At 68.8% G+C, this 12920-nt stretch carries 10 protein-coding genes and 1 tRNA gene; 3 read left to right on the forward strand and 8 right to left on the reverse strand.

Translation table 11 applies throughout. The features are described 5' to 3' along the window. Positions 1-109: 109 nt before the first annotated feature. Positions 110-1249, forward strand: coding sequence for a molecular chaperone DnaJ (dnaJ, locus tag IS481_RS10810; protein ID WP_104356930.1), 1140 nt, complete (start codon positions 110-112; stop codon positions 1247-1249). Positions 1250-1318: 69 nt separating this feature from the next. On the opposite strand, the gene IS481_RS10815 is transcribed toward dnaJ, so the two are convergent. After that, positions 1319-2410, reverse strand: coding sequence for a PA0069 family radical SAM protein (locus IS481_RS10815; RefSeq protein WP_104356931.1), 1092 nt, complete (start codon positions 2408-2410; stop codon positions 1319-1321). Positions 2411-2574: 164 nt separating this feature from the next. Here IS481_RS10815 and IS481_RS10820 point away from each other — a divergent pair, with 164 nt between their 5' ends. Beyond that, positions 2575-2787, forward strand: coding sequence for a YdeI/OmpD-associated family protein (locus IS481_RS10820; RefSeq protein WP_165908685.1), 213 nt, complete (start codon positions 2575-2577; stop codon positions 2785-2787). 85 nt (positions 2788-2872) lie between these two features. Here IS481_RS10820 and IS481_RS10825 read toward each other — a convergent pair whose 3' ends face one another. The 4 genes from IS481_RS10825 to IS481_RS10840 all read right to left on the reverse strand — a co-directional run bounded on the left by IS481_RS10825 (position 2873) and on the right by IS481_RS10840 (position 7546). Then, positions 2873-3826, reverse strand: coding sequence for an NAD(P)H-dependent flavin oxidoreductase (locus IS481_RS10825; protein WP_232529244.1), 954 nt, complete (start codon positions 3824-3826; stop codon positions 2873-2875). Between the two features lie 104 nt (positions 3827-3930). Then, positions 3931-5736 (reverse strand): acyl-CoA dehydrogenase, encoded by a 1806-nt coding sequence (locus IS481_RS10830; RefSeq protein WP_104356934.1) that lies wholly within the window; start codon positions 5734-5736, stop codon positions 3931-3933. A gap of 114 nt (positions 5737-5850) precedes the next feature. Next, positions 5851-6783: an electron transfer flavoprotein subunit alpha/FixB family protein gene (locus IS481_RS10835; protein WP_104356935.1), complete on the reverse strand. Its 933-nt coding sequence runs from the start codon at positions 6781-6783 to the stop codon at positions 5851-5853. A 13-nt stretch (positions 6784-6796) separates the two neighbouring features. After that, positions 6797-7546, reverse strand: coding sequence for an electron transfer flavoprotein subunit beta/FixA family protein (locus IS481_RS10840; RefSeq protein ID WP_104356936.1), 750 nt, complete (start codon positions 7544-7546; stop codon positions 6797-6799). Between the two features lie 280 nt (positions 7547-7826). On the opposite strand from IS481_RS10840, the gene murI reads away from it, so the two are divergent. After that, the gene (murI, locus tag IS481_RS10845) at positions 7827-8651 is read left to right on the forward strand and encodes a glutamate racemase (RefSeq protein ID WP_104356937.1); all 825 of its coding nucleotides are present in this window, start codon (positions 7827-7829) and stop codon (positions 8649-8651) included. 3 nt (positions 8652-8654) lie between these two features. Here the strand turns inward: murI and IS481_RS10850 are convergent, their stop codons facing one another. The 3 genes from IS481_RS10850 to tssH form a co-directional block, all read right to left on the reverse strand. Then, positions 8655-10043: an MFS transporter gene (locus tag IS481_RS10850; protein ID WP_336470039.1), complete on the reverse strand. Its 1389-nt coding sequence runs from the start codon at positions 10041-10043 to the stop codon at positions 8655-8657. Continuing rightward, positions 10043-10131, reverse strand: a tRNA-Leu gene (locus IS481_RS10855). Before IS481_RS10855 ends, IS481_RS10850 begins: the two co-directional genes overlap by 1 nt. Positions 10132-10206: 75 nt before the next feature. Continuing rightward, positions 10207-12894, reverse strand: coding sequence for a type VI secretion system ATPase TssH (gene tssH / locus IS481_RS10860; protein ID WP_104356939.1), 2688 nt, complete (start codon positions 12892-12894; stop codon positions 10207-10209). Between the last annotated feature and the right edge of the window lie 26 nt (positions 12895-12920).

Genomic DNA, 12920 nt, shown 5'->3' on the forward strand with positions numbered 1-12920 from the left:
CCGGGCACGTGCCGGGCAGCGCCCGGCCGTGGGGGCGCTGAAGAAGTACCCCCGTGGGCAGCTGGCTGCACACGGGGGCTTTGCGTTTGCACGGCAAACTTGACCCATCATGGCAAAGCGTGACTATTACGAAGTCCTGGGCGTGGCGAAGAACGCGTCGGAGGACGAAATCAAGAAGGCCTACCGCAAGCTGGCCATGAAGTACCACCCTGACCGCAACCAGGGTGAGAAGGCCAAGGAGGCGGAAGAGAAGTTCAAGGAGGTCAAAGAGGCCTACGAGATGCTCTCCGACCCCAAGAAGCGGGCCGCCTACGACCAGTACGGTCACGCGGGCGTGGACCCGAACATGGGTGCCGGCGGCTTCCGCGGCGGCCCGGAAGGGTTCGGCGGCTTCGCCGAGGCCTTCGGCGACATCTTCGGGGACATCTTCGGCTCGGCCGGGGGCCGGCGTTCCGGCCCGCAGGTCTACCGCGGCAGCGACCTCTCTTACGCGATGGAGATCACGCTGGAGGAAGCGGCCGCCGGCAAGGACGCCACGATCCGCATCCCCAGCTGGGAGGAATGCGACACCTGCCACGGCAGCGGCGCCAAGCCCGGCACCAGCCCCAAGACCTGCCCGACCTGCGCGGGCAGCGGCACGGTGCACCTGCGCCAGGGCTTCTTCAGCATCCAGCAGACCTGCCCGCACTGCCACGGCATGGGCAAGATCATCCCCGAGCCCTGCCCCACCTGCGGCGGCCAGGGCCGCATCAAGCGCACGAAGACGCTGGAAGTGCGCATCCCCGCCGGCATCGACGAGGGCATGCGCATCCGCTCTGCCGGCAATGGCGAACCGGGCACCAACGGCGGCCCGCCGGGCGACCTCTACATCGAGATCCGCCTGAAGAAGCACGACATCTTCGAGCGCGACGGCGACGACCTGCACTGCACGGTGCCGATCAGCATCACCACGGCCGCGCTCGGGGGCACGATCGAGGTGCCCACGCTGGGCGGCAAGGCAGAGATCGAGCTGCCCGAAGGCACGCAGCACGGCAAGACCTTCCGGCTGCGCGGCAAGGGCATCAAGGGCGTGCGCTCCACCTACCCCGGCGACCTGTACTGCCACATCGCGGTCGAGACGCCGGTCAAGCTCACCGAGCACCAGCGCAAGCTGCTGAAGGAGCTGGACGAGTCGCTGCGCAAGGGCGGCGACCGCCACTCGCCCAACGCCAAGAGCTGGACCGACCGCGTCAAGGACCTGTTCAAGTAAGGCGCGCTCCTGCGCGCCAGCATCCGGTCGAGCGGCCACCTCGGTGGCCGCCTTGCTTTTCCGCGGGACTCAGAACAGGCTGCCCTGGCGCACCTGCTGCGGCGGCACGAAGGCCGATTCGTCCAGCGGCGGCACGTGCCGGGTGAGTCCGGCACGGCGCACTGCCTTCTCGATGCGCTGGGCGATCAGCTGCGCCCAGATCCCCTCGCCCTTCATGCGCGTGCCGAACTCGGCGCGATAGTCCTGCCCGCCGCGCATCTCGCGCACGCGCGCCATCACCCGCTCGGCCCGGTCGGGGAAATGCTGCTGCAGCCACTGCCGGAACAGGGGGCTCACCTCCCAGGGCAGCCGCAGCACCGTGTAATGGATGGAGTGCGCCCCGGCCTGCGCCGCGGCCTCCACGATCTGCTCGATCTCCGGCTCGTTGATGAAGGGGATGACGGGTGCGACGTTCACGCCCACCGGCACGCCGGCCCGGGCCAGCGCAGTGACGGTGCGCAGGCGCCGGTGCGGCGCGACCGCCCGTGGGTCCAGGATGCGCGCGAGCGCACCGTCCAGTGTCGTGATGCTGATCGACACCCAGACGCGCCCGGCCTGGGCGGCCGGGCCGATGAGGTCCAGGTCGCGTTCGATCCCCGAGGACTTGGTGACGATGGTGTACGCATGCCGGCAGCGCCCCAGGACGTCCAGCACCCCGCGCGTCAGGCACAGGCGCCGCTCGACGGGCTGGTAGGCATCGGTGGCGCCGCCGATGTGGATCACCGACGGTCGGTAGCGCGGCCGACCTAGCTCTTCTTCCAGTCGCTCGACCACGTTTACCTTTGCGATGATCTTCGTCTCGAAGTCCAGCCCGGGCGAGAGGTCCAGGTAGCTGTGCGTGGGACGCGCGTAGCAATAGATGCAGCCGTGCTCGCATCCGCGATAGGGGTTGAGCGATTGCCCGAAGGGGATGTCGGGCGAATCGTTGGTGGCGATGACCAAGCGCGCCCGCTCCTCGATCACCGTCGTGGACGGGGCCAGCGTTTCCTCACCGGCGACCTGGTCCAGCGTGCCCCAGCCGTCGTCGAACCCCTCGCGCGCGTCGCGCTCGAAGCGGTGGGCGATACGCACCGCGGTGCCGCGCCCCTTGATCGAGGATGGCTGGGGAAGGTGATCGGCCATGACGGCAATACTGTATTTATGTACAGTATATGCGCCATGACTCGCACCCCGCCAGTCACCCCGAGGCCGGCGAGGCCTTGCCACCGCGCTGCCACCTGCTTGCACCGGGATCGGCCACTGCCCCGAACGACGCAATGAACCGACTCAAACGCCCCCTGCATCCCATGCCTGGCTTCGTGCGCCAGGCCCTCGAGAGGCGCGGCCTGATGGCAGCCTATGAAGCCCGTCCGCCCTACCAGCGCAACGACTACCTGGGCTGGATCACGCGTGCGGTCAGCGAGGAAACCCAGCTCAAGCGGCTCGAGCAGATGCTGGCCGAACTCGAGCAGGGCAATGTCTACATGAAGATGCCCTGGCGCGCCGCTCCCCGGCGCTGAACCTGCCCCTCAAACACCAGGGGCCGTCCCCTTACGGCGGACGGCCCCTGGCAGTCACCGGGCAGCAACGCGCTTCAGCGGACCCTCACGCGCACAGGCGCTGCTTGGCCTCCAGGTACTCGCGGCGCAGGCGCTCGACCAGCACGCGCGCGGGCACGATGTCCTTGACCGCACCGATGCCCTGCCCGCAGCCCCAGATGTCCTTCCAGGCCTTCTTCGCGGCATCGCCCGCGAAGTTCATCTTGCTGGGGTCGCTTTGCGGCAGGTTGTCCGGGTCCAGCCCGGCGTTGATGATCGAGCCACGCAGGTAGTTGCCGTGCACGCCGGTGAACAGGTTGGAGTAGACGATGTCCTGGCTGGTGCTCTCGACGATCATCTGCTTGTACCCCTGCACCGCACGCGCTTCCTCGGTCGCGATGAAGGCCGAGCCGACGTAGGCGAAGTCGGCGCCCATCGCCTGCGCGGCGAGCACCGCACGGCCCGTGGCGATCGCGCCGGACAGCGCCAGCGGTCCGTCGAACCATTCGCGGATCTCCTGCACCAGGGCGAACGGGCTGGTCGTGCCGGCATGGCCGCCCGCGCCCGCCGCCACCGCGATCAGGCCGTCGGCACCCTTCTCGATCGCCTTGCGCGCGAAGGTGTTGTTGATCACGTCGTGCAGCACCACGCCGCCGTAGCCGTGCACCGCGTCATTGACGTCGGTGCGCGCGCCGAGCGAGGTGATGATGATCGGCACCTTGTACTTCACGCACAGCTCCAGGTCGTGCTCGAGCCGGTCGTTGGACTTGTGCACGATCTGGTTGATCGCGAACGGTGCCGCCGGCTGCTCGGGATGGTCACGGTTGTACGCGGCCAGCGTCTCGGTGATCTCCGCCAGCCATTCGTCGAGCTGCGACGCCGGGCGGGCGTTGAGCGCCGGCATGGAGCCGACGACCCCGGCCTTGCACTGCTCGATCACGAGCTTGGGGTTGCTGATGATGAACAGCGGCGAGCCGATGATGGGCAACGGCAGGTTCTGCAGGACGGAAGGCAAAGGCACGGCAGTCTCCTGGATGCGGTGCGTGCACGGCGCACCGGTCGAATCTTTCGGGACCATCGGGCTCCGGCCCTGTCACCCTTGCGACAGGACCGGCGGACCCAGCTTCAGAACGCTTCGGGCGCGAGCGCGGTGACGCTTTCGTGGCCGGCCAGGATGCTGTCGCGGATGCCCGGCACCCGCGACAGCACGTGCTCGGCATAGAAGCGCGCGGTCGCGACCTTGGCCTGCATGTAGGCGACGTCCTCGCCGGCGGCCGCCTTGTCCTCGGCGACCATCAGCGCGCGCGCCATCTGCCAGCCGGCCACCAGGTTGCCCGCCAGCATCAGGTAGGGCACGCTGCCGGCGAACACCGCGTTCGGGGCGGTCTTGATCGACCCGGCCACGAAGTCCACCACCTGCACGAAGGCCTCGCGCGCGGCCTGCAGCCGCTGGTGCATCGCGCGCGCCGCAGCGCTGTCGCGACGCGCCAGCTGCGCTTCGGTCTCGGCGATGCGCGCGGCGATCGCCTTGGCCACCTGGCCGCCGTCGCGCGCGGTCTTGCGGCCCACCAGGTCGTTGGCCTGGATCGCGGTCGTGCCTTCGTAGATCGGCAGGATGCGCGCATCACGGTAGTACTGCGCCGCGCCGGTCTCCTCGATGAAGCCCATGCCACCGTGCACCTGCACGCCCAGGCTGGTCACCTCCAGGCTCATCTCGGTGCTGTAGCCCTTGACCAGCGGCACCATGAACTCGTAGAAGGCCTGGTTCTGCTTGCGCACCTGTTCGTCCGGATGATGGTGCGCGGCGTCGTAGGCGGCCGCGGCCACCAGCGCCATCGCGCGGCAGCCTTCGGTCAGCGCGCGCATCGTCATCAGCATGCGGCGCACGTCCGGGTGGTGGATGATGGGCGCAGCCGCCGGCAGCGAGCCGTCCACCGGGCGCGACTGGATGCGCTCCTTCGCGTACTGCACGGCCTTCTGGTAGGCGCGCTCGGCCACCGCGATGCCCTGCACGCCGACCGCGAAGCGCGCCGCGTTCATCATGATGAACATGTACTCGAGGCCGCGGTTCTCCTGGCCCACGAGGTAGCCGATCGCGCCCGGGCCGACTTCTCCCTTGTCGTCGCCGTAGACCAGCACCGCGGTCGGGCTGGCCTTGATGCCCAGCTTGTGCTCGATCGACGCGCAATAGACGTCGTTGCGCTTGCCCAGCGACCCGTCGGCGTCGACGAGGAACTTGGGCACGATGAACAGCGAGATGCCCTTGACGCCCTCGGGAGCATCGGGCGTGCGCGCGAGCACGAGGTGGATGATGTTCTCCGCCATGTCGTGCTCGCCGTAGGTGATGAAGATCTTCTGGCCGCTGATGCGGTAGGTGCCGTCGCCCTGCGGCACGGCGCGGGTGCGCACCAGCGCGAGGTCGGAACCGGCCTGCGGCTCGGTCAGGTTCATCGTGCCGGTCCACTGGCCCGACAGCATCTTCGGGATGTAGAGCTGCTTCTGCTCGGGCGAGCCCGCGGTCAGCAGCGCTTCCACCGCCCCGTCGGTCAGCAGCGGGCACAGCGCGAAGCTCAGGTTCGCGCTGTTGAGGATCTCGCCGCAGGCCGCACCGATGGTCTTGGGCAGCCCCTGGCCGCCGAACTCGGTCGGATGCTGCAAACCTTGCCAGCCGGCTTCGGCGAACTGCTTGAAGGCTTCCTTGAAGCCGGGCGCGGTCGTCACCCGGCCGTCGTTCCAGCTGCCGGGGTTGCGGTCGCCTTCCCAGTTCAGCGGGGCGAGGACTTCCTGGTTGAAGCGAGCGCACTCGTCCAGCACGGCCTGCGCCGTTTCCACCCCGGCGTCCTCGAATCCGGGAATCTTCGCGACTTCCTCCAGGCCGGCCAGTTCCTTCATGCAAAAAAGCATGTCCTTGACGGGCGCTTGATAACTCACGGTGACGTCTCCTCTATCGTGAACTGCAGAATCGATGCGATCGGGGCGGAAAAAAACCCGCTGCCCGACCAGGGACGGGCAAACGGGTTCGTCGTCATGGCAGCAAAGCCTCGCTCAGAGCAGCTTCACCAGCTCCGGCACGGCGGTGAAGATGTCGGCCTCGAGGCCATAGTCGGCCACGCTGAAGATCGGCGCTTCGGGATCCTTGTTGATCGCCACGATCACCTTGGAATCCTTCATGCCCGCCAGGTGCTGGATCGCCCCGGAGATGCCGCAGGCGATGTACAGCTGCGGCGCGACGATCTTGCCGGTCTGGCCGACCTGCCAGTCGTTCGGCGCGTAGCCGGCGTCCACCGCGGCGCGGCTGGCCCCCAGCGCAGCGCCGAGCTTGTCGGCCAGCGGCGTGAGCAGCTCGTTGAACTTCTCGGCCGAACCCAGCGCACGACCACCCGAGACGATGATCTTGGCCGCCGTCAGCTCGGGGCGGTCGCTCTTGGTCACTTCACGGCCGACGAAGCTGGAGATGCCGGCATCGGCCACCGCGGGCACGCTCTCGACGGCCGCCGAACCCCCGGTGGCCGGCGCGGCGTCGAAGCCCGTGGTGCGCACGGTGATGACCTTGACCGCGTCGGTGCTCTGCACGGTCGCGATCGCGTTGCCGGCGTAGATCGGGCGCTCGAAGGTGTCGGGGCTCTCGACCTTGGTGATGTCGGAGACCTGCGCCACGTCGAGCTTGGCGGCCACGCGCGGGGCCACGTTCTTGCCCGAGGCGGTGGCCGGGAACAGGATGTGGCTGTAGCCAGCGGCCACGGCCAGCACCTGCGCTGCCAGGTTCTCGGCCAGGCCGTCGCCCAGGTGCGGCGCGTCGGCGTGCAGCACCTTGGTCACTCCGGCGATCTGCGCGGCCTGCTTCGCGGCCTCGGCCGCGTTGCTGCCGGCCACCAGCACGTGCACTTCGCCGCCGCACTGCGCAGCCGCGGTGACGGTGTTGAGCGTGGCGCCCTTGAGGGAGTTGTTGTCGTGTTCAGCAATCACCAGTGCAGTCATCTCGTCAACTCCTTCAGATCACCTTGGCTTCGTTCTTCAGCTTGTCGACCAGGGTCGCCACATCGGCCACCTTGACACCGGCGCTGCGCTTGGGCGGCTCGCTGACCTTCAGGGTCTTGATGCGGGGGGCCACGTCCACGCCCAGTTCCTCGGGCTTGACCACGTCGAGCTGCTTCTTCTTGGCCTTCATGATGTTGGGCAGCGTCACGTAGCGCGGCTCGTTCAGGCGCAGGTCGGTGGTGATGACGGCGGGCAGCTTGAGCTTGACGGTTTCCAGGCCGCCGTCGACCTCGCGGGTGACGGTGGCGTAACCGTCGGCGACCTCGACCTTCGAGGCGAAGGTGGCCTGCGGCAGGTCCAGCAGCGCGGCAAGCATCTGGCCGGTCTGGTTGCAGTCGTCGTCGATGGCCTGCTTGCCGAGGATCACCAGGTCGGGCTTCTCCTTCTCGAACAGGGCCTTGAGCAGCTTGGCCACGGCCAGCGGTTGCAGCTCCTCGCCGGTCTCGACCAGCACGCTGCGGTCCGCGCCGATGGCCATCGCCGTGCGCAGCGTCTCCTGGCACTGGGTGACACCGCACGAGACGGCCACCACCTCGCTCAGCACGCCCTTCTCCTTCAGGCGCACCGCCTCTTCGACGGCAATCTCGTCGAAGGGGTTCATGCTCATCTTGACGTTGGCGATGTCAACTCCCGTGCCGTCGTACTTCACGCGTACCTTCACGTTGTAGTCGACGACGCGCTTGACCGGGACCAGTGCCTTCATGCGACGTTCTCCTTTGATTGACGTAAACGTTAATTCCCGATTCTATGTTGCGGTGCAGATCGACATCTGACGCCCAGGCGACTGCGCCCGATCGTCGCACGATTCAAAAACGAACGTTCGTTCTTTTTTTTGGCGAGATTCTACCGGCAACGCCGGGCCGGCAACCGGACCAGACCTGCGGGTTTGCCCTGAGTCGCCGCTGGACCGGAAACATTGCGGCAAAGCGCAGGCCCGCCGTTTTGCTAGACTGCCGCGCCTGTTCCTGCCTGCCCCCTGCCCCATGTCCGCCCCTGCCCCGATCCCGCCGGTCACGGTGGGCGTGTTCGACTCGGGCGTGGGGGGACTGTCGGTGCTGCGCGAGCTGCAACGCCAGCTGCCGCTGGCGCACCTGGTCTACGTCGCCGACTCGGGCCATGCCCCGTACGGCGAGCGTAGCACCGGCTACGTGATCGAACGCTCGACGCACATCGCGCGCTTCCTGCTCCAGCGCGGCGCCCGCGTGCTGGTCGTCGCATGCAACACCGCCACGGCCGCGGCCGCGCAGGTCCTGCGTGACGCCTACCCGGACACGCCCATCGTCGGGGTCGAGCCTGGTCTCAAGCCGGCCGTGGCCCTCACGCGTAACCGCCGCATCGGCGTGCTGGCCACCGAAGGCACGCTCGCCAGCGCCAAGTTCCAGGCCCTGCTCGCACGCCTGCGCGAACGGGCCGCCTTCCACCTGCAACCCTGCCCCGGGCTCGCGCACGCCATCGAAAGCGGCAACCCCGAGGCGCCCGAGGTGCTCGCCCTCGTCGAACGCTATTGCGCCCCGTTGCGCGCGCACGACGTCGACACGGTCGTGCTCGGCTGCACCCACTATCCCTTCGTGGCCGCGGCGATCCAGCGCGCGATGGGGCCGCAGGTGCAGCTGGTCGATACCGCGCAGGCGGTGGCCCGCCACACGGTGACCCAGGCGCAGAAGATGCTCGACTCGCTGCCGGCCGTCCCGGAGCCTGCCGCACGGCCCCGCCACGTCGAGGCCCACACCAGCGGCGCGGTCGATCATCTCGCGCGCATCACCGCGCGCTGGCTCGATTTCCCGGTACAGGTGCAGGCCTGGGCCTGAGCCTCATTCGGCCACGGCGGCGGCCCGCCCGCGCTGCACGTCGACCGGCCGCAGCAACAGCAGCCCCGCGACGAAGAACAGCCCGGTCGACAGGATGGCCAGCCGATGGTCGCCGGCCGTCCACCAGGTCACCAGGCCATAGGTCACCGGGCCGACGATGGCCGCCAGGCGCACCGCGAAGGTCCACAGGCCGTAGAACTCCGCCAGGTGCCGCGGCGGCGCGAACACGCCGGTCAGCGCGCGCCCGGCCGACTGGCTCGCGCCCATGCACAGCCCGGCCACCACCGCCGCCATCCAGAACAGCCCCGGGCCCGTCGCGAGGTAGGCGAGCGCCACCATCACGATCCATCCGGCCAGCGTGAGGCCCAGCGACGGCTTGTGCCCGAGACGGTCCTGCAGGTAACCGAAGCCGAACGCCCCCAGCGCCGAGGCGATGTTGACCAGGAACACCAGGGCCATCGTCTGCGCCTGCTGGAAGCCCAGCACCTGCTCGGCATACACCGCCGCCAGCGCGATCACCACGGCAATGCCCGCCTGGTAGCACGCGGTGCACGCCAGCAGCCACACGAAGTCGCGATAGCGGCGCGCATGCCGCCAGGTCTCGCGCAGCCGTTGCAGCGAGGCGCGCAACCCGTTGTCGGCCAGCGCCCCGGGGTGCGGACGCGCACGCTCCTTCAACCAGGCGAACGTGACCAGCGAGGCCAACCCGTAGACGGCCGCCGTGATGATCATCGTGACCGGCACGAACTGCTGCGCCGACAGCCCCTGCGCTTGCGCCCACAGCACGTAGCCGAGGCTCAGCCCCAGCGACAGCATGCCACCGAAGTAGCCGAAGCTCCACCCCCAGCCCGACACGCGTCCGAGCGCCTCGTGGCGCGCCAGCTCGGGCAGGAAGGCCGCGATCAGCGACTCCCCGTAGGCGTAGCAGGTGTTGGAGAAGATGATCGCGACCACGGCGAGCGCGACGTCCCCGCTGCCGACGAACGCCAGCGCCAGGGTGCTCAGCACGCAGCCGGCGGTCGTGAACGCCAGCAAGCGCTTCTTGAGCGCCCGCAGGTCCGCATAGGCGCCGAGCGTGGGCATGGTGAGCATCACCAGTGCGCAGGAGGCCGCGAGCGAGGCCGTCCACGCCAGCGTCGCCCACTGCGCATTGCCGGCCACCACGCCGACGAAGTACGCGTTGAACACCGCCGTGAGGACCACCGTGGTGTAGCCGGAGTTGGCGAAGTCGTACATCGCCCAGGCAAAGACCTCGCGCTTGCGCACCCCCTCGTTCAGTGCGCTTTGCGGAAACCAGGCCATGAGATTCTCCTCGGCGACCGGCCGTCGGTCCGGTGCCGGATCATCATGCTTCGGGAGAGGATGAGGCGCTGCGCGGCACCTGCGTTGCATGGTGCCCAGGGCCGGACTCGAACCGGCACGCCTTTGTTCAAGGCCGCGGATTTTAAGTCCGCTGTGTCTACCATTTCACCACCCGGGCGTGCAGCAGCCGCTGAGTTTAGCGGCACGCCTCGTCCCGGGTCGCCCGGAAGCGGCATGCTCCCCGTGCCACCGGCTAGCTCACCCGGCAGGCGAACCGCCCGTCCTCGCCGGTGGTGACCCGGACGCGTCGCAGGCCGACGCCGTCCGCCATGCGGGCGAGCACCTTCTCGGCCAGCTCCGGCAGCAGCGTGCCGTTGAGGATGTGGTCGACGTTGCGGGCGCCACTGTCGACCTCGGTGCAGCGCGCCAGCACCGCTTCGACCACCGCCTCGTCGTAGTCGAAGCGCGCCTTGTGATACTCGGCGACGCGTCGCCCGATGCGGTCGAGCTTGAGCCGGATGATGCGCTCCAGCGCCTCGTCGGCGAGCGGGTAGTACGGCACCACCTCGAGGCGCCCGAGGAAGGCCGGCTTGAAAGCCTTGTACAACTGGGGCTTGAGCAGCTCGATCAGCGCCTCGGGATCCGGACGTTCCTCGGCAGGCTTGTTCAGGCAGGCCTGCATGATGGTCGCCGAACCGACGTTGGACGTCAGGATGATCACCGTGTTGCGGAAGTCGATCTCGCGCCCTTCTGCGTCGTCCATCACGCCCTTGTCGAACACCTGGAAGAACAGCTCCAGCACGTCCGGATGCGCCTTCTCGACCTCGTCGAGCAACACGACGCTGTACGGTTTGCGACGCACCGCCTCGGTCAGCACGCCCCCCTCGCCGTAGCCGACGTAGCCCGGCGGCGCCCCCTTCAATCCCGCCACCGAGTGCGCCTCCTGGTATTCGCTCATGTTGATGGTGACGAGGTTGCGCTCGCCACCGTACAGCGCCTCGGCCAGCGCCAGCGCGGTTTCGGTCTTGCCCACGCCGCTCGGGCCGATGAACAGGAACACCGCCTTGGGCTGGTGCGGATCCTGCAGCTGAGCCCGCGCGGTGCGCACCCGCTGCGCCACCGCCTGCAACGCGTGGGGCTGGCCGACCACCCGCGCCTGCAGCATCTCCTGCAGGTGCAGCACGGCCCGGATCTCGTCCTTGACCATCTTGCCCAGCGGGATGCCGGTCCAGGAGGCGACGATGTCTGCCACGGCATGCGCATCCACCTGCAGCGGCACCAGCGGGGCCTCGCCCTGCAGGGCGGCCAGCTCGTCGAGCTTCTGCTGCAGCGGCAGCAGGACCGCCGGATGCACCGCATTCCGGCGCCTGCCCTTCCCGCCCTCGGAAGACGAAGGAGCGCCGGCACGCTCGAGTTCGGCGCGCATGCGCAGGATGTCCTCCACCTGCGCGCGCTCCTGCTGCCAGCGTGCCTCGTCCTGCGCCAGACGGGACGCCACCGCCTCGCGCTCGCTGCGCAACTGCGCCAGGCGGACGACATCGCCGCGGCCGATTGCCGCATCGCGCTCCTGCGCCCGGACCTCCAGGTCGATGCGCTCGAGCCGCCGGCGTGCGTCCTCGATCACGGCCGGCGTCGCACGCTGCCCGAGCGCCACCTTCGCGCAGGCCGTGTCCAGCACGCTGATCGCCTTGTCGGGCAGCTGGCGCCCGCTGAGGTAACGCGCCGACAGGCGCACCGCCGCCGTCACCGCGTCCTCGAGGATGCGCACCTGGAAGTACTGCTCCATGCGGGCGGCCATCGCGCGCAGCATCGCGATCGCCGTCGGTTCGTCGGGCTCGTCGACCTTGACGACCTGGAAGCGCCGGGCGAGCGCAGCGTCCTTCTCGAAGTACTTCTTGTACTCGCTCCAGGTGGTCGCGGCGATGGTCCGCAGTTCGCCGCGGGCGAGCGCCGGCTTGAGCAGGTTGGCGGCATCGCCCTGCCCGGCCGGTCCACCGGCGCCGATCATCGTGTGCGCCTCGTCGATGAACAGGATGATCGGCTGCGGGCTGCGCCGGACCTCGTCGATCACTTGCTTCAGTCGGTTCTCGAACTCGCCCTTCACCGACGCCCCGGCCTGCAGCAGGCCCATGTCCAGCACGCGCACATCGACACCGCGCAAAGGCGACGGCACGTCGTCCTGCGCGACGCGCAACGCGAGGCCCTCGACGACCGCCGTCTTGCCGACCCCGGGTTCGCCGGTCAGGATGGGGTTGTTCTGGCGCCGGCGCAACAGGATGTCGATCACCTGGCGGATCTCGGCTTCCCGCCCGACCACGGGGTCGATCCGTCCCTCGCGTGCCAGCCGGGTCAGGCTGGAGGTGAACTGGTCCAGGGCCGGCGTGCGGCCGGTCGCCTCGACGAGGGTGGTACCTGGCCCGCTGGTGCCACCGCCGTCAACGGCTGCCGGCAACGATGCCTCGACCGCCTCCTCGGACCCCTGTGTGAGCGCATCAAGCCGGTGCCTGAGGTCGTCCGGCAGGAACTTCGAGAACAGCGGTGAACTGCGCAAGGCCAGCTGGCTCAGGCGCGGCTCGGTCAGCAGCGCCAGCAACAGGTGAGCGCTGCGCACCCGAGCCGCATCGGACTCGAGCGACGCGATCAGCCAGCCCTGCTCGAACAGCACCGGCAAGTGGGGCGAGAACACCGGGGTACGGGTGTTGCCGCCGCGGAACTCGCGCAGCGCCTGTTCGAGCTCCTGCTGGAGCTGCACCGACGGCACGTCGAAGCGCCGGCATAGCACGACGAGGTCCGACCGGGGGTCCTCGAGCAGGGCCAGGAACAGGTGTTCCACATCCACCTCGTAGTGCCCGCGTGACATGCACAGGCTGGCTGCACGCTCGGCCGCGCGTCGGGTGGTCGGATTCAGCTTGGAGATCAGCGTCTTCAGAGTGTGGGACATGTGGAAGGTGACGGCATGCGGGATGG

It is taken from the genome of Caldimonas thermodepolymerans (assembly GCF_015476235.1).
In the GTDB taxonomy this organism is placed as follows: Bacteria; Pseudomonadota; Gammaproteobacteria; order Burkholderiales; family Burkholderiaceae_C; genus Caldimonas; species Caldimonas thermodepolymerans.

Coding starts and splice junctions, on each gene's coding strand:
- tssH (WP_104356939.1), bottom strand. CDS start 12,894: ATGTCCCACACTCTGAAGACGCTGATCTCCAAGCTGAATCCGACCACC.
- IS481_RS10815 (WP_104356931.1), bottom strand. CDS start 2,410: ATGGCCGATCACCTTCCCCAGCCATCCTCGATCAAGGGGCGCGGCACC.
- IS481_RS10820 (WP_165908685.1), top strand. CDS start 2,575: ATGCCTGGCTTCGTGCGCCAGGCCCTCGAGAGGCGCGGCCTGATGGCA.
- IS481_RS10835 (WP_104356935.1), bottom strand. CDS start 6,783: ATGACTGCACTGGTGATTGCTGAACACGACAACAACTCCCTCAAGGGC.
- dnaJ (WP_104356930.1), top strand. CDS start 110: ATGGCAAAGCGTGACTATTACGAAGTCCTGGGCGTGGCGAAGAACGCG.
- IS481_RS10850 (WP_336470039.1), bottom strand. CDS start 10,043: ATGCAACGCAGGTGCCGCGCAGCGCCTCATCCTCTCCCGAAGCATGAT.
- IS481_RS10840 (WP_104356936.1), bottom strand. CDS start 7,546: ATGAAGGCACTGGTCCCGGTCAAGCGCGTCGTCGACTACAACGTGAAG.
- murI (WP_104356937.1), top strand. CDS start 7,827: ATGTCCGCCCCTGCCCCGATCCCGCCGGTCACGGTGGGCGTGTTCGAC.